This is a genomic window from Ralstonia pickettii, from assembly GCF_000607165.1.
Classification (GTDB): domain Bacteria; phylum Pseudomonadota; class Gammaproteobacteria; order Burkholderiales; family Burkholderiaceae; genus Ralstonia; species Ralstonia holmesii.
This window is the reverse complement of sequence record NZ_JFZG01000024.1, coordinates 380,992-395,382: the sequence shown is the minus strand read 5'-3', so window position 1 is coordinate 395,382 and position 14,391 is coordinate 380,992. Positions and strand designations below refer to the sequence as shown.

Annotated in this window: 17 protein-coding genes and 1 riboswitch; of the genes, 4 read left to right on the top strand and 13 right to left on the bottom strand. The window is 63.4% G+C overall.

Going from position 1 to position 14,391, the window contains the following annotated elements; genetic code table 11:
- Positions 1–92 precede the first annotated feature (92 nt).
- The 7 genes from BG83_RS0119380 to BG83_RS0119350 form a co-directional block, all read right to left on the bottom strand.
- Entirely contained in the window at positions 93–1,100 is a 1,008-nt protein-coding gene (locus BG83_RS0119380; RefSeq protein WP_024978256.1) for a glycosyl transferase family 90, read from the bottom strand.
- A 295-nt stretch (positions 1,101–1,395) separates the two neighbouring features.
- Positions 1,396–1,716 carry a copper-binding protein gene (locus BG83_RS0119375; RefSeq protein WP_024978255.1) on the bottom strand — a complete coding sequence of 107 codons (321 nt, stop codon included), beginning with the start codon at positions 1,714–1,716 and terminating at the stop codon, positions 1,396–1,398.
- Positions 1,717–1,753: 37 nt separating this feature from the next.
- Positions 1,754–2,242 carry a cupredoxin domain-containing protein gene (locus tag BG83_RS0119370; protein ID WP_024978254.1) on the bottom strand — a complete coding sequence of 163 codons (489 nt, stop codon included), beginning with the start codon at positions 2,240–2,242 and terminating at the stop codon, positions 1,754–1,756.
- A 36-nt stretch (positions 2,243–2,278) separates the two neighbouring features.
- Complete coding sequence (locus BG83_RS0119365; protein WP_024978253.1) at positions 2,279–3,577, bottom strand: copper oxidase; 1,299 nt, start codon at positions 3,575–3,577, stop codon at positions 2,279–2,281.
- Positions 3,578–3,579: 2 nt separating this feature from the next.
- A complete protein-coding gene (locus tag BG83_RS0119360; RefSeq protein ID WP_024978252.1) occupies positions 3,580–4,989 on the bottom strand; it encodes a TolC family protein in 1,410 nt (469 codons plus the stop codon).
- Positions 4,990–4,997: 8 nt separating this feature from the next.
- On the bottom strand, positions 4,998–5,345 hold the full coding sequence (locus BG83_RS0119355) for a hypothetical protein (protein ID WP_024978251.1): 348 nt from the start codon (positions 5,343–5,345) through the stop codon (positions 4,998–5,000).
- A 96-nt stretch (positions 5,346–5,441) separates the two neighbouring features.
- Positions 5,442–5,966, bottom strand: a complete 525-nt coding sequence (locus tag BG83_RS0119350) for a DUF2946 family protein (RefSeq protein WP_235193225.1) — start codon at positions 5,964–5,966, stop codon at positions 5,442–5,444.
- Between the two features lie 44 nt (positions 5,967–6,010).
- Here BG83_RS0119350 and BG83_RS0119345 point away from each other — a divergent pair, with 44 nt between their 5' ends.
- Positions 6,011–6,514 carry an acyl-CoA thioesterase gene (locus BG83_RS0119345; protein WP_024978249.1) on the top strand — a complete coding sequence of 168 codons (504 nt, stop codon included), beginning with the start codon at positions 6,011–6,013 and terminating at the stop codon, positions 6,512–6,514.
- Positions 6,515–6,654: 140 nt separating this feature from the next.
- Here BG83_RS0119345 and BG83_RS0119340 read toward each other — a convergent pair whose 3' ends face one another.
- The 4 genes from BG83_RS0119340 to BG83_RS0119325 all read right to left on the bottom strand — a co-directional run bounded on the left by BG83_RS0119340 (position 6,655) and on the right by BG83_RS0119325 (position 9,598).
- Positions 6,655–7,464 (bottom strand): alpha/beta fold hydrolase, encoded by an 810-nt coding sequence (locus BG83_RS0119340; protein WP_024978248.1) that lies wholly within the window; start codon positions 7,462–7,464, stop codon positions 6,655–6,657.
- 36 nt (positions 7,465–7,500) lie between these two features.
- The gene (locus BG83_RS0119335) at positions 7,501–7,896 is read right to left on the bottom strand and encodes a carboxymuconolactone decarboxylase family protein (RefSeq protein ID WP_024978247.1); all 396 of its coding nucleotides are present in this window, start codon (positions 7,894–7,896) and stop codon (positions 7,501–7,503) included.
- A 33-nt stretch (positions 7,897–7,929) separates the two neighbouring features.
- A complete protein-coding gene (locus tag BG83_RS0119330; RefSeq protein WP_024978246.1) occupies positions 7,930–8,712 on the bottom strand; it encodes a sulfite exporter TauE/SafE family protein in 783 nt (260 codons plus the stop codon).
- Positions 8,713–8,821: 109 nt separating this feature from the next.
- A complete protein-coding gene (locus tag BG83_RS0119325; RefSeq protein WP_024978245.1) occupies positions 8,822–9,598 on the bottom strand; it encodes an NAD(P)H-dependent oxidoreductase in 777 nt (258 codons plus the stop codon).
- A gap of 86 nt (positions 9,599–9,684) precedes the next feature.
- Between BG83_RS0119325 and BG83_RS0119320 the strand changes: the two genes are divergently transcribed.
- On the top strand, positions 9,685–10,578 hold the full coding sequence (locus tag BG83_RS0119320; RefSeq protein ID WP_024978244.1) for a LysR family transcriptional regulator: 894 nt from the start codon (positions 9,685–9,687) through the stop codon (positions 10,576–10,578).
- 31 nt (positions 10,579–10,609) lie between these two features.
- Here BG83_RS0119320 and BG83_RS0119315 read toward each other — a convergent pair whose 3' ends face one another.
- Both BG83_RS0119315 and BG83_RS0119310 read right to left on the bottom strand, forming a co-directional pair.
- A complete protein-coding gene (locus tag BG83_RS0119315; RefSeq protein WP_024978243.1) occupies positions 10,610–11,248 on the bottom strand; it encodes a LysE family translocator in 639 nt (212 codons plus the stop codon).
- Positions 11,249–11,374: 126 nt separating this feature from the next.
- Positions 11,375–11,830, bottom strand: a complete 456-nt coding sequence (locus tag BG83_RS0119310) for a hypothetical protein (RefSeq protein WP_024978242.1) — start codon at positions 11,828–11,830, stop codon at positions 11,375–11,377.
- 313 nt (positions 11,831–12,143) lie between these two features.
- Positions 12,144–12,224: riboswitch (cyclic di-GMP riboswitch) on the top strand.
- A 63-nt stretch (positions 12,225–12,287) separates the two neighbouring features.
- Here BG83_RS0119310 and BG83_RS0119305 point away from each other — a divergent pair.
- Together BG83_RS0119305 and BG83_RS0119300 are read left to right on the top strand one after the other, a co-directional pair.
- Positions 12,288–13,142 (top strand): spherulation-specific family 4 protein, encoded by an 855-nt coding sequence (locus tag BG83_RS0119305; RefSeq protein WP_024978241.1) that lies wholly within the window; start codon positions 12,288–12,290, stop codon positions 13,140–13,142.
- Positions 13,143–13,264: 122 nt separating this feature from the next.
- Positions 13,265–14,347 (top strand): calcium:proton antiporter, encoded by a 1,083-nt coding sequence (locus BG83_RS0119300; protein WP_024978240.1) that lies wholly within the window; start codon positions 13,265–13,267, stop codon positions 14,345–14,347.
- Positions 14,348–14,391 lie beyond the last annotated feature (44 nt).

Genomic DNA, 14,391 nt, shown 5'->3' with positions numbered 1-14,391 from the left:
ACGAGTGTAACGCGCCGCCGTATGCGTTGCAGACCCGCCCCACGACTGGCCTGCTCAGGATCAAACGCAATGCGCGTTGTCCTGGTCGGGCTTTACCAAAAGGCTTGTTGGCCCGACAGTCGGAAATATTTTGCGATCACCATCAAACCGAGCAAGCGCTCCTGATCGCGATTCATGAATTGCGCCACCCATCGATTGGCGTTGCGAACGATCGCCAGTGCATCGCCGGGGTGCTTCCGGTAATGCTCCATTTTTTCCTGAAGGTCAGAATAATCGTCCTTCAGCAAGACATAATGCACATCCGGAATCAGTCTCCCCTCCATGAACCACGTCTCATAACGAGGCCGCCTCATGAAGCAAAGCGAATTGGAGGACATGATCCATTTGAGATTCGTCGCAACATCGTTTCCCTCGACGCTCACAATGAACTTGTATTGCAATTGCTCGGCAATCGTCATGGGCGATTTGTAAGTCGCCTTCCCAAGTTCCGATTTTCGAGTGTCGCCGATGTCAACGTTTGCCAAGTCGTGACAGCGCTCGACAAACGCTTTGCGATGTTCCTGATGGCAAGGGCCACGAAAAACCGCCATGGGCTTCTTGTCGTGGAAATCGATCGTGTCGCGTGCCAGCGCAAAATGCCGGATGGCGTCCAACTTCAAGAGAACCCCGTTATGGGAGCTGCTCTTGATGGGACGGCTCTTCACAAACGCCGGGTGGTTCGGCTCGGCAGTGACGTCGCCGCAGTCGTAGTCAAAGCAATAGCCCGGACCAAAATAATCCATCAAGTCGACAAGATCATAAAAATAGGTGCTTCCTATTTCACAATCCTTGTCGACGATGGTGCTTGTTGAGGATTTCAACAAGAAGTTCGAATACTCCACGGCATTGCGGCTCGGGTCGAATGACTCCGAAATCGAGTTGTAATAACTCAATCGATCAATGACGTCCTGCTTGCCCCCGTGGCCACCTTTTCTTTTCAGAAGCGCCTCAGCTCTTCCATTTTTGGTAGCGCGGGCCAGGAAATGGCTTGAAGCATTCGAAAAGTAATACCAGAATTTTTTTGCAGAGACTCTGCTCAAGCGGTATTTGAGATGACGCATGAACCAAAAGATGCCGCGGAAATTAAACCCAGGGCGTCGCTTTTCGAGCGAAATGTTTCAGCCCCCAACACGCAGATTCAAGTGGCGCACGATCCACTTCCTGCTCGCCGCTGACGCACGGTACGGTCTATCGTGCATCTCCTATCAGGCAGCACATCGACTCAGCTTGCCACTCGCATCTGCAGCGGCCCTCACTTTACCGTAAGTATCTTTCAGCGCATTGTGTTTCTTGGCCCCGAGCCGCCCGCCCACGGCATCGATTGCGCGGGCAGACGGCAGTCCGCCCGCCTTCGTGTTACTGCGCGTCCAACGCCGTCACAGTCAATGCGCCGTTCACCTTCTCGGCGACAAAGCGCACTTTGCTGCCAACGTGCACTTTGGTAAGCGTGGCCGGGTCCTGCACTCGAAAGACCATCGTCATGGGTTCCATACCGAGGTTCTCAAGCGGGCCGTGCTTGATGGTCAGTTTGCCGGCGGCGGTGTCAATCTTCTTGATCTCGCCTTCTGACATTGGGGCGGCAGCGGTAGCCGCAGGGGCGGAAGGGGCATCTCCAGCCGCGTGAACAAACGGTGCACCGGCCAGCAGCGCGGTCAGCATCAGGGCATGACGAAACATAGTGGGCTCCTTGTCGAAAGACGTGGCTGGGGAGAGATCAGGATTTGTTGCCGCGCACCTGCACGGCGCCGCGCATGCCGGCTTCGAAATGTCCGGGCTGCAGACAGGCAAACTCAACGGAGCCGGTGCGCGTGAAGTGCCAGACGATCTCGCCGCGCTGGCCTGGGTCAACGGTGACGGCGTTGCCGTCGGCGTGCTCCATCTCGGGGTGCTTGCGCATCTGCTCGGCGTGGGCGACGAGGTCAGCCGGCGTGCCCAGCGTCATCTCGTGCCGCACCTGGCCGCTGTTGGCGACCTCGAAGCGGATTGTCTCGCCGCGCTGCACCGTGATCTGCGCGGGCGTGAAGCGCATGGTGTCGGTCATGTCGACGCGCACGGTGCGTGTGATATGGGCGGCGTCGCCGGGTTCACCGATGGCTGCGTCGCCATGGTCATGCCCGCCGGCGTGACTGCCGGATGCGTGAGCGATGGCGGCCGTCGACATCAGCACGGCCAGGAGGGTGGAGCGGATCAGATAGCGTTGCATGTAGGGGCTCGTATTGGATGTGGATTCCGGCATTGCTCAGTCGTCGATGCCACTGCCGGTGTATTCGTAGGCGACAGTGCCCTTGGGGTGCTTGTACCAACCGGGGTCTGCATAGCTGTTGCGCGGCAGATCGCGTCGCACCTTCATCACCGTGAACATGCCGCCCATTTCGATGGCGCCGAATGGGCCCTGCCCCGTCATCATCGGCAGCGTGTTGTCGGGCAGGGGCATCTCCATCTCGCCCATGTCGGCCATGCCGGCCTGGCCCATGCCCATGTAGTCGGGCACCAGCGCGTTCATCTTCTTGGCGAGATCCTTCTGCTGCACGCCGATCATGGTCGGCACGTTGTGCCCCATGGCGTTCATCGTGTGGTGCGACTTGTGGCAATGAAAAGCCCAATCGCCAGGGTTATCCGCGATGAACTCGATGGCACGCATCTGGCCCACAGCAATGTCCGTCGTCACCTCCGGCCAGCGCGCGCTGGGCTGGACCCAGCCGCCGTCGGTGCCGGCGACTTCGAAGGTGTGGCCATGCAGATGCATCGGGTGGTTCGTCATCGTGAGGTTGCCCATGCGGATGCGCACGCGATCGCCAAGGCGTACGGGCAACGGGTCGATGCCGGGGAAGACGCGGCTGTTCCACGTCCACATGTTGAAGTCGGTCATCTGGGCCACGCGGGGCGTGTATGAACCGGGGTCGATGTCGTACGCGGCGAGCAGGAAGACAAAGTCGCGGTCTACACGGTGCTGCGCCGGGTCTTTCGGATGCACGACGATAAAGCCCATCATGCCCATCGCCATCTGCACCATCTCGTCGGAATGCGGGTGGTACATGAAGGTGCCGGACTTCTTCATCTCGAACTCGTAGACGAAGGTCTTGCCGGGCGGGATGTGCGGCTGCGAGAGACCGCCCACACCGTCCATGCCGGCGGGCAGGATCATGCCGTGCCAGTGCACCGTGGTGTGCTCGGGCAGCTTGTTGGTGACGAAGATGCGCACGCGATCGCCTTCCACGCATTCGATCGTCGGGCCGGGGCTCTGGCCGTTGTAGCCCCACAGGTGGCCCGTCATGCCGGGCGCGAATTCGCGCTCGACCGGTTCGGCCACGAGGTGGAACTCCTTCCAGCCGCCGCGCATGCGCCACGGCAGCGTCCAGCCATTGAGCGTGACGACGGGGTTGTAGGGCCGGCCGTTTGGCGGCGCGAGCGGCGGCTGTGTGGCGGGCTTCGATTGCAGCGGTGCTTCAGGCAGCGAGGCCGCACCGGCGCGCGAGACCATCGCCGCGCCCAGCATGGCCGCGCCCGTGCCGCCGAGAAATTGACGTCGGGAAACCATGTTCAGTGTCCTTGAGGAGAGTTGGGCGCAGGGGCAGTCGCGTTTGCTTCGGCCGGCGGCAACTTGCCGCCCAGCGCCATCTGCAGATCGGTCTGCGCAATCCAGTAGCCGCGCAGCGCGTCGATATAGCCGTTGACGGCATTCACCTGCTCGCGCGCATCGGCCAACAGCTCGAACACGCTCACGAGCATGCCGTTGTAGCGCAGCAGCATCTCGTCGGAGATGGTCTTGCGCACGGGCACCACCTCGTCGCGGTAGTGGCGCGTGAGGTCATATGTCGTCTGATAGCGCACGTACGATTCGCGCACTTCGGAACGCGCACGCACCGCCGTGTCGGCAAGCTGATCGGCGGCCTGCATGTAGATCGACTGCGCACGCGCCACGCGGGCGCCGCCCCAGTCGAACAGCGGGATCTCGATGCCGATCTCGTAGCCCGTTTCGCGTGGCTCGTTCGATTTGCTGTTGCGCACGTAACCGAGGTCGAGCACGTTGATGAAGCGCGTTGCCTGTGTGAGCCCCAGCGACGACGCCAAGCCATCGACCTGCAACTTGCCCGCCTGGATGTCGAGCCGGTTGCGCAGCGCGTAGGCCTCGATCTGCTGCAGTTCGGGGCGATCCTTCGGCAGGTCGGGCAGCCGATCCGGCAACTGGAAGCCGGTATCTGCGCCCCACACCCCAAGCTGGCGAATCAACGCCTCGCGTTCGGCCTGCGCCTGCTGGCGCGTGCGCGCGAGGGTGGCAGTGGCTTCCGCATAGAAGGCCTGTTCGCGTGCCCGATCAAGCTTGCTGAAGTTGCCGGCCGAAGCCAGGCGCTTGGCGAACTCGGCACCGGCTTCGGCGGCTTGCTGAACCTGCTCGGCATAGCGCGCGGATTGCTCCGCCGCCACGGCATTGACGTATGCGCGGCGCGTATCGGCCGCCACCTGCAGCATCTGGTTGGCAACCAGCAGCTTGGTCTGCTCGAAGTAACGGCTTTCGATGCGCGTGGCCATCGGCAGCGTCAGCAGGTTCAGGAACGACAGCGAGAACGTGCGCTCGATCGACAGGTCATCACCGCTGCGTGTGCGCTTGAAGCTGAAACCGGGATTCGGCAGGCGGCTGGCCTGCACGAGCGCGGCTTCGGATAGACCCAGCTCCGCATACGAAGCCTGCAGGCCATGGTTGTTCAGCAGTGCGATCTGCACGGCGCTGTCCATCGTCAGCGGCTGGGCGAGCAGCTCGCGCGTGCGTTGCGCTGCGCTGTCGCGTGCTTCTGGTGAACGCTGCCACGTGGCGTCTTTGCCGAGCCTATCGCGCGCCACATCGGCAACGGTCTTGAACCCGCTGTCTTGCGTGATGGTGGCGCAGCCGCCCAGCAGCAGCGTGGCGGCCAGCGCGCACAGGGCGAGGCGGCGTGTGGATGGTTTGAGCACGGCGCCTCCTAGTGGTGGTGCATGCCGGGCATGGACCCGCCGGCAGGCTTGTTGGAGGTGGCGGCTGGTGCGCTCGCTGGCATGGCGTGCCCTGCGTGGCCGCCTTCCGCAGAAGCGTCTGACTTGGGGCTCACGGCAGCGTTGGTCTCGCGCCAGGGTGCGGGGCCGGTATCGCGATACGCGTGGTAGCTGTCGAATGTGCGCGGCGCGGCTACAACCGGCACAGCCGCGTCCGCATTCAGTGGATCAGCCGGAGGAGCTGCCGGCGCAGACGCCCCACCCTGCGCCAACACCCATGGCGGCGCCAGCGTCAGCGCCAGCAGTGCGGCGGCCAAGAACCATCGTGTGGAAAACATGAGAAACCTCGATCAAGCGTGATGCCGTACGGCCGCGTGTGGTGCACGGAGCCGCAAAACCAGAGGCCAGCCCGTTCTATGGACGGACTGGTGGCGTCAAACGCGAATCGAGGGTGGACGTTGCAGCGCTTCGGGAATGAAGCTGCGGAAGGAAACAGCAAGGCCACGCGGCGCAGCGGCCGGCAGCTTGATCGGCGGCACGCCAAGACTGGCGGCCAGAGGGACGACCGAACCGAGCGAACAGGCCGCGCAGATCGGGCATGTCTTGCAGTGCGACTGCGCCGGCGCTTTCGGCTCGCTGTCGGCAGCCATGGCGTCTTCGTGCTCATGGCAGACGTCAGACATGACGGCGCCGTCATCCGGCATTGCCATGGCAACCATCGCATCGTCCATTGCACCGCCGCGCGCCATCATGGCCGTCGCGGCAAAACCTTGCAGGGGCAGTGCCAGGACAACCAGCCAGAGCAGGAGGCGGGTCAGCAATCGGTGCATGGAAGACAGGACGGGCTGAAAATCGTTTGCCGCGGAAAACCGGTAGTGTAGCGCGATGCCATCAAATTTCGCGCAACGCAGCACAAGATGAGTCGAGCGCGGCACAATGACGGCCTGCTGCGTACCCATTTCTGCGCGCACTGCTTTCCCATCATTCCAGCATCAACGCCCCCATGAATACGCAATCCCACCAGCTCAGCATGACCGTGCTGATGACGCCCGACATGGCCAATTTTTCCGGCAACGTACACGGCGGCCACATCCTCAAGTTTCTCGATCAGGTTGCGTATGCGTGCGCGAGCCGCTACGCCGGCCGCTACGTCGTGACGCTGTCGGTGGACCAGGTGGTGTTTCGCCAGCCAATTCATGTGGGTGAACTGGTGACGTTCCTCGCGTCGGTCAACTACACCGGCCGCACGTCGATGGAAATCGGTATCAAGGTTGTGACGGAGAACATCCGCAACCAGGTCGTGCGCCATACCAACAGCTGCTACTTCACGATGGTGGCGGTGGATGACGAAGGCAAACCGGCCGACGTGCCGCCGCTGGCGCCCGCCAACACCGAAGAAAAGGAACGCTTCGAAGCCGCGCAGCAGCGCCGCACGCTGCGTCAGGAAATGGAAGCACGGCACAAGGCAATCAAGGCAACCTACAGCACGGCAGTTTCGAGCAACTGAGCTGCCTGCCTACGCAGTCAGCAAAGGACTGCGAACCGCGTGGTATCGCGATCGGGCATCGTTATCCACAGGCTTACCCACTGATTCTGTGGATAACGCGCGGCGCAGTGTTGCGCAAACGCGCCAGACCTCCACGCGACTCAGGGCAGAGGAAGTCCGTGCAGAAACGCCAGCACGGCGTCGTTGAACAACGCCGGCCGCTGCAACGGCGCGAAATGGCTCACGCCGGGCAGCAACACAAACTGCGCATCAGGAATGGTCCGCGCGAGATACTGCGCGTGCTCGGGCCGGATGAACTCGTCGTGTTCGCTCTGAGCGATGGTTACCGGCACACGGGTCCCCGCCAACGCTTCGGCTGTTGCATTCGGCTGCGTCTGCATCATTTCAGTGACGGCCGCGACAAATGCATCGAAGTCGCTAGGTGTGGATGAGAGCGCGGTGTAATCCTTTCGGTGGCGCGCAAAGCAGCGATCGATGACGGGCGTGGGCGAAAAGGGCGTGGTGCCGCTTGGGTCCATGTTGCAGCCGAAGAAGAACACGCCGGCGGCGCGTTCCGGCGTCTGCATGGCCAGGGTGAGCGCAACGCAAGCACCGTCGCTCCAGCCGATGAACGCCGCGCGGTCAATCTGCAGCGCATCCATGACGGCCCGCACGTCGGATGCCATGCGCGTGTAGGCGTAAGGCTGTGCGTCGCGTGTGCTGCGGCCGTGCCCACGGCTATCAATGACGATTGGGCGGTAGCCCCCCCTCATGAGTGCCGGAACCTGATACCCCCAATTGCCGCTATGGCCAAGCCCGCCATGCAGCAGGATCACAGGTGTGCCGGCGCCGAAGGTCGCATACCAGATGCGGGCACCGTCGTGCTCGACATGGCCTTGCTCAACGGCGGCCGGCAGCGGTCCAGCACCGTGGGCGGCAAAGCGCGTCAGATCGTCGTCGAAGGCATCCATGTCGATCAGGTATCAGCTGGCATAGCCCAGCCCCGACTACCGCGCCTCTTCGATCTGGATACCGAGTTCATTGAGCACCTCACGCGCCGAACGAAACGCCTCGACGGCCGCCGGCGCGCCGGCATAGATGGCGCTATGCAGCAGCACTTCGCGAATCTCCACCGCCGTTGCGCCGTTGTTGATCGCGCCGCGCACGTGGCCCTTCAGTTCAGTGCTGCGGCCGAGCGCGGCCAGCATCGCGCACGTGCACAGGCTGCGCGTCTTGAGGTCGATGCCGTCACGCTGCCACGTGCTGCCCCAGGCGTGCTCGTTGAGCCAATCCTGCAGCGGTGCCGAGAACGCATCCAATCCGCTCATCGCACGTTCAACAAATGCGTCGCCCATCACCTGCGCACGGCGTGCGCGGCCGGCCTGCTTGTCTTGTTCCGACACGATGCCCTCCTCCGTTTTGAAAAACCGGGTCGATCAGGCTGGCTTGACCATCAACATCATCAGCGCCGTACCCAGCAGCACAACGCAGAACGCCAGCCGCAAACGCCACGCTGAAAACCGATACGCCAGGGCCACACCCCACGACACGCTCACGACACCGCCGGCCGCCAGCGGAATGCCCGTACCCCAATCCACATGGCCTGCATGCGCGTACGTGGCAAGTGCGATCAGCGAGCCCGGCACCACCAGTGCGAGCGCCATGCCCTGGGCGCGTGTCTGCGGCATGCCGAAGAACGTCACCAGCGCCGGCACCACCACCAGCCCACCGCCCACCGTGAAGATGCCCGACATTGCGCCGCTGGCGATGCCCATCAATGGCAGCGCGGCGGCCGGCATGGCATGTGGGGCAGCGTGCGCGGCATTACCGGCATTCGGTTTCTCTTTGAGCTGCGAGGCAAAGTACACCGCCAGCACGATCAGGAACACAGCAAACGCCGTATGCAGCAGATGGGCGTCCAGCCCCGCCGCAAAGCGCGCAGCAACGTAGGTGGCCGCCATCGAGAACACGCAGATCAGCGCGACGGAGCGCAGATGCACCGGATGTCGCTGGTGATACCGCCAGAAGCCGATCAACACATTGGGCGCAATCATCACCAGCGCAGTGCCCTGTGCAAGGTGCTGGTCCAGCCCGTAGAGATAACCGAGCACAGGAATCGCGATGAGCCCCCCGCCAATGCCGAGCAAGCCGCCCGCTACGCCAAGCCCCATACCGAGCAGCAAATTGATCAGGCCCGTAAGAACCGCGTGAGACGTCATGCCGACAAGAAGAAGAAAGCAGAAAGAAACGCGGCGGCGCGCTGTATCTGCTACAGCGCGCCGCCGGAGATGAATGTGAAATTGTAGCGCTTGCCGCGCCGGGCAAGGTCTAGGCGAGATGCGCAGCGAAGCCGGATTTTTCGGGAGCGATCTCGGCCCGCAGCGTAAGCGCCGGGATCTCGTATTCACCGGCATTCTGCTGGCGGAAAGGGATCGGCGCGGCGGTGAACAAGGTGTCGAGTCGTTCGCCCAGCGCCTGGGTGGTCTGCGTAAAGCGTGCCTCGTCCATGCGGCCGGTGCGGTAGCTCACGAATGGCGGCACCACATCAAAACCGGGGTAGTACAGGATGCCGTGCTGGATCGGGAACAAGATGTCGTCGACCGGGCCGTTGATGCCGCGCGGGCTGTAGTGGGACTCCCAGCCGCCCGTGGTGACGATGAGCATGGCGCGTTTTCCGGCGAGCTTACCTTCGCCATAGCGGTCGCCCCAGTGGGTGTCGGAGTGCTCGCCAACGCCGTAGGCAAAGCCGTACGCATAGACGCGCTCGACCCATCCCTTGAGGATGGCCGGCATCGAAAACCACCACAACGGAAACTGCAGGATCACGGCGTCGGCCCATTGCAGTTTGGCTTGTTCGGCAGCAATGTCGTCGGCTTGCAGGCCGTTCTCGAACGCGTGCTTGGAATCGAGCGACGGGTGGAAATGCGGACCGATCGGCCCGACGGTGCTGTCGCTCGCATCGAGCGCGGCCTTCCATTGCATGGCGTACAAGTCCGATACCTGCACGGTGTGGCCGGCCGCTTCGAGGCGCTGGACGGCAAAGTCCTTGAGGGCGCCGTTGAGCGACTTGGGTTCGGGATGGGCGTAGACGATCAGGACATTCATGGTGGCAACTCCAAATAAGGAATAGCTCCAGAATGCGGTGCGCCCAGGTATATTGGAAATGAATTATCAATATTCCAGGCATAGCCATGAATAATCTCAGGCGGTTGGACCTGAACCTGCTGGTGACACTCGATGTGCTGCTGACCGAGCACAACGTCACGCGTGCAGCGGAGCGGCTGAACTTCTCGCAGCCTTCCGTGAGCGTGCATCTGGCCAAGTTGCGCGACATCTTTGGTGATCCGCTGCTACTGCCGGGCCCGCGCGGCATGCGCCCAACCGCGCGCGCTGACAGCTTGCGCGAACCGCTGCGGCTGGCGCTGGAAGCGCTGGAACAGGCCGTCGCGCCCGCCAGCCCGTTCGACCCGGCCCGAGCCACTAACACCTGGCGCGTGGCCGCCACGGATTACGGCGAATCCACGATCGCGCTGCCGGCGCTGAACACCCTGCGCACAAGCGCGCCGGGCACACGGCTCGCCATGCTGGAACTGGTGCCCACGCGTATCGAGAAGCAAGCCGAGCAAGGGGAGATCGATCTCGCGTTCCACACCACAGACGGCGCACCACCCGGCCTGCGCCGTCGTGCGCTATTCACTGAGCGCTATGTGCTGATCGGCCGCGCTGGACACCCGCGCCTGAAACGCAAGCCGACGCTGGCGCAGTTCTGCATGCTGGATCACGTGATCGTGTCGCCCGATGGCGGTGGCTTCTTCGGCGTGACAGACGAAGCCCTGAAGGCGGCCGGTGCCACCCGGCGCGTGGTGCTGTCGGTCCCGCACTTCCTTTTTGTGATGACCGCGGTCGCCAGCACTGACATGGTTGCCATGCTGCCCGAGCGGCTGGTGCGCGGGGCCAGTGCGCTACAGGTGGTTGAGCCGCCGGTGGACGTGCCCGGGTATGAGATGTCGATGCTGTGGCATGAGCGCATGCATCGAGACCCAGGGCACCAGTGGCTGCGAGACGTGATTGCGGGAGCGGTCTAGCCGGCCGCCCCCAACGCCATCATGGAAAAAACTACAGCCCGACCTTGGGTGCAGTGAAGATCAGACGCAGCCCGAGCGCGCCGATCGCCACGGCCGCCACGCGATCGACCCAGGTCTTGGCACGCAAGTACATCTCACGCGGCACTCGGCTCGAAAAACACAGCGCGACGATGGTGTACCACCCGAACTCGACCAGGAACACCAGCGGCGGCAGCACGAAGTAGCACCACACCGGCGGATGCTGCGGCAGCAGCGCAGCAAAGATACTGCCGTACCAGATGGCCGTCTTGGGATTGCTCATCTGCGTGGTGATGCCGGTCCAGAACGACTTGCGCGCGCTGCCGGCTTGCTGCGTCAGGCGATCGTCCATCACCATGGGCAGCTTGGCGCCGCGCCAGATCTTCCACGCCATGTAGGTCAGATACGCGCCGCCGGCAATCTTGAGGCCGATGTAGAGCCACTCCACGGCTTGCAGCAACGTATAAAGCCCCGCCAGCGCCAGGCCACCGAAGAACAGGGCGCCCGCGCCCATGCCAAGTGCAGTGGCCAGGCCGTCGCGGCGCGATAACCCGATGGCATTGCGCGCCACCAGAACAAAACTCGGCCCGGGAATCATGGCGCCCAGCAACAGCGCAACGAGAATGGCAAATACGGCGGCAGATGCAGTCATCGGGAGTCTCCTTTTGTGGGCGCAGACGTTCACAGATGCAGACCGCGATTCTGCCACGCCGACGGGGCCAGCGTCGGCCTGGGCGGCAAGGCAGCGGCGGCACCTCTGCCGCCACCCGCCCTGCCGCTACTTGCACTGCTGCTTGTTGATCGACACGTCATTCAAGTCGGCGGCGGTGTATAGCGCCGGCACGTTAGGGTCGCCGGCACCCGTCATTGCCGCGTTCAGGATCGCCAAGGCCTGGAGGTGGCCAGCCTCGCCGCTTGAAAAGCGCTGCTGCGCCGATTTCGATGCGCCGTACATGCCGTTGCACAGGAGCGCCTTGCGGAAGATTTCCAAAACCGCGATCCGTGCAGAGTACGTCTCGCGCCGTTCGGCCGCTGTGGCGGGCGCGTGGTTAATCTTGGCGTAATGATTGGCGCACTGCGTGCCGAGAATCGGGTACGCATCCTTGATGCCTTCGCATGTTGCGACGGTCGCGGGCGGCGCAGCCAACGCGGCCGTGGCCACCAGCGAGGCGATCAGGGACACCACCGCCAACAGCACGATACGGATGACAAGCACATTCGAGCGGATGTTCATTGCAGGTTCTCCTCAGTCAGATACGTGGACAAAAAACACAGCGGCAACCGGTAGCGCTGCGTGGACTGACGATACGGGCGGGCTCTGCGGCGGCGGAATGCACCAGAGGTTCTGGCGCAAGTCAGGGGAAACGCGGCATGGGAGGAATGGCGACCAGACGCCCGTGCTTCACTGACGTCGACGGTTGATTGCCATGGCAGCGCGCAACGTGGGGTCCCGACAACGCTTCATGCGGCGGCCGGCGCGTTTGCGCAATCTCCGTTTGCCGGCCTGGCGCGGCCCCGGTAGAGTCTTTCCCCAATGGGTTCACACCCAGAGGTCTGGGCAAAACCGGAGTGATCCGGCGACGCAAAGCTACAGGGACTTCTCTAGACGAAGTCAGCCAGTTGCCCGCCAACCCACAAAGGGGCGCGGGCCTGATGTCACACGCAACAAACTGCGTGGTCGGGGGCACATAATGAAAACGATACAAACGGGGGGGCGTTTGCCCGCATCCGCCACGGTGGCCGTGGCATCGCAACTGGGCAACGCGAAGCGCAGGTTCGCGCGCGCAGCATGTGCGGCGTTCGCGCTTGTGTCCGGCGCGCTGATGGGTGCACCGCATGCCAGCGCTGAAGGGCTGCTGGTGCCGTCCTACATCTATCCGTCGGGCACGGGAGCCACGCAGTGGAATGCGCTGGCCACGGCGGCAACGTCGGTACCGACGACGGTCATCCTCAACCCGAACAGCGGCCCGGGCACGACACAGGACGCCAACTACGTTGCCGCCGTCGCCAAAGTGCATGCCGCTGGCGGCAAGGTGATCGGATATGTGTCCAGTTCATACGCAAACCGATCGTTGTCGGCGGTGGTGCAAGACATCAACACCTACCAGGCGCTGTATCAGGTCGACGGCTTCTTCATCGACGAGATGACCGCCGACAGCACAACCGCACACATCCAGTTCTACCAATCGGTCTACAACTACATCAAGGGGCTGTCGCCCAACTACACGGTCACGGGCAACCCGGGCACCAATGTGCCGGAGATCTATGCCAGCCTGCCGGTGGCAGACCAGCTCGTCGTGTTTGAAGACAGCGCCAAGCACTACGCCAACTATGCGCCCCTGGCGTGGCAGGCCAGCTATCCGACCGCCCGGTTTGCGCACATCGTCTACGCTGCGTCGGCCACGCAAATGCAAACCTTCGTTCGCAACGCGTCGAGCAAGGGCGCTTCCACCGTGTTCATCACAAACAAGACGCTGCCAAATCCGTACGGCGCGCTGCCGACTTACTGGAGCCAGGAGGTGTCCGCCGTAGCGGTTGCCCCGTGACGGCGCTGGCATGACGCACTCCGCATGTGCGGGCTGATGCTCCGCACATGCTTTATATTCGGGCCACACTGCATCGACCCTTCGCCGCCCGCCGGCGTTGAGGCAACAACAAGGAGAACTCCGTGGCCCTCTCTTCCAACAAGCTGCCCCCCTGGACAATCGCTGCTCCGCTGCTGGCGTGGGTGGTCCTGGTTGGCGGCGCGTTCATGACGCCCCCCGGGTGGCTGATCGCGCTGATGGCGCTTGCGCTGGCCGGCGCCGTCTTTGCCGCCGTTCACCATGCCGAAGTCGTCGCGCACAAGGTGGGCGAGCCCTTCGGCACGCTCGTCCTGGCGATTGCCGTGACCGTGATCGAAGTCGCGCTGATCGTTTCGGTGATGCTCTCTTCCGGTCCGGAGAAAGCGGGATTGGCGCGCGACACCGTGTTTGCCGCGGTCATGCTCATTTGCAACGGAATCGTGGGCGCTTGCCTCTTCGTGGGCGGCCTGCGCCACCGCGAGCAAGCCTTCCAGGCGCCGGGCGCCACCGCCGCGCTGGCCGTGCTGGCTGCGCTGGTCACGCTGACCATGGTGCTACCCAACTACACGAGTTCCACGCCGGGGCCTGTCATGACCTCGTCGCAGCTGGGCTTTGCCGGGGTGACATCGCTGGTGCTGTACGGCTGCTTCGTCATCGTGCAGACCATCCGCCACCGCGACTACTTTCTCGTCGATAGCGCCAACGAAGACGTACACGCCCCGCCGCCGCCCACACGCGTGGCAGCGCTCAGCGGGGTCTTGCTGATGGTGTCGCTGGTGGCCGTCGTCGGTCTGGCCAAGGTGCTTTCGCCTTCTGTGGAAGCGGCCATCCTGAATGCCGGGGCGCCGCCCGCGACGGTCGGCATCGTCATCGCCGCGCTGGTGCTGTTGCCGGAATGCCTGGCCGCCCTGCGCGCCGCCAATGCAGACCGCATCCAGACCAGCCTGAACCTCGCGCTAGGCTCGGCGCTGGCGAGTATCGGCCTGACCATCCCGACGGTGGCGGCCGTGTTCATCTGGATCGGCCGCCCGCTCGAACTGGGTCTGGGCCCGAAGGAAATGGTCCTGCTGTTCCTGACGCTGATCGTGTCGTCGCTCACGCTCGGCAAGGGCCGCACGACCATCCTGCAAGGGGTCGTGCATCTGGCCATCTTTGCGTCGTATCTGTTTCTCTCGATCGTGCCCTGAGCACGCACGGTAGCGGGTCGAGGTTGGGGGGTGCCGCCGGGCGC

Excerpts from the sequence above, each read along its gene's own strand:
- BG83_RS0119370 (WP_024978254.1), bottom strand. The coding sequence starts at position 2,242 with ATGCAACGCTATCTGATCCGCTCCACCCTCCTGGCCGTGCTGATGTCG.
- BG83_RS0119355 (WP_024978251.1), bottom strand. The coding sequence starts at position 5,345 with ATGTTTTCCACACGATGGTTCTTGGCCGCCGCACTGCTGGCGCTGACG.
- BG83_RS0119315 (WP_024978243.1), bottom strand. The coding sequence starts at position 11,248 with ATGACTGCATCTGCCGCCGTATTTGCCATTCTCGTTGCGCTGTTGCTG.
- BG83_RS0119375 (WP_024978255.1), bottom strand. The coding sequence starts at position 1,716 with ATGTTTCGTCATGCCCTGATGCTGACCGCGCTGCTGGCCGGTGCACCG.
- BG83_RS0119345 (WP_024978249.1), top strand. The coding sequence starts at position 6,011 with ATGAATACGCAATCCCACCAGCTCAGCATGACCGTGCTGATGACGCCC.
- BG83_RS0119310 (WP_024978242.1), bottom strand. The coding sequence starts at position 11,830 with ATGAACATCCGCTCGAATGTGCTTGTCATCCGTATCGTGCTGTTGGCG.
- BG83_RS0119325 (WP_024978245.1), bottom strand. The coding sequence starts at position 9,598 with ATGAATGTCCTGATCGTCTACGCCCATCCCGAACCCAAGTCGCTCAAC.
- BG83_RS0119340 (WP_024978248.1), bottom strand. The coding sequence starts at position 7,464 with ATGGATGCCTTCGACGACGATCTGACGCGCTTTGCCGCCCACGGTGCT.
- BG83_RS0119320 (WP_024978244.1), top strand. The coding sequence starts at position 9,685 with ATGAATAATCTCAGGCGGTTGGACCTGAACCTGCTGGTGACACTCGAT.
- BG83_RS0119365 (WP_024978253.1), bottom strand. The coding sequence starts at position 3,577 with ATGGTTTCCCGACGTCAATTTCTCGGCGGCACGGGCGCGGCCATGCTG.
- BG83_RS0119350 (WP_235193225.1), bottom strand. The coding sequence starts at position 5,966 with ATGGGTACGCAGCAGGCCGTCATTGTGCCGCGCTCGACTCATCTTGTG.
- BG83_RS0119330 (WP_024978246.1), bottom strand. The coding sequence starts at position 8,712 with ATGACGTCTCACGCGGTTCTTACGGGCCTGATCAATTTGCTGCTCGGT.
- BG83_RS0119380 (WP_024978256.1), bottom strand. The coding sequence starts at position 1,100 with ATGCGTCATCTCAAATACCGCTTGAGCAGAGTCTCTGCAAAAAAATTC.
- BG83_RS0119305 (WP_024978241.1), top strand. The coding sequence starts at position 12,288 with ATGAAAACGATACAAACGGGGGGGCGTTTGCCCGCATCCGCCACGGTG.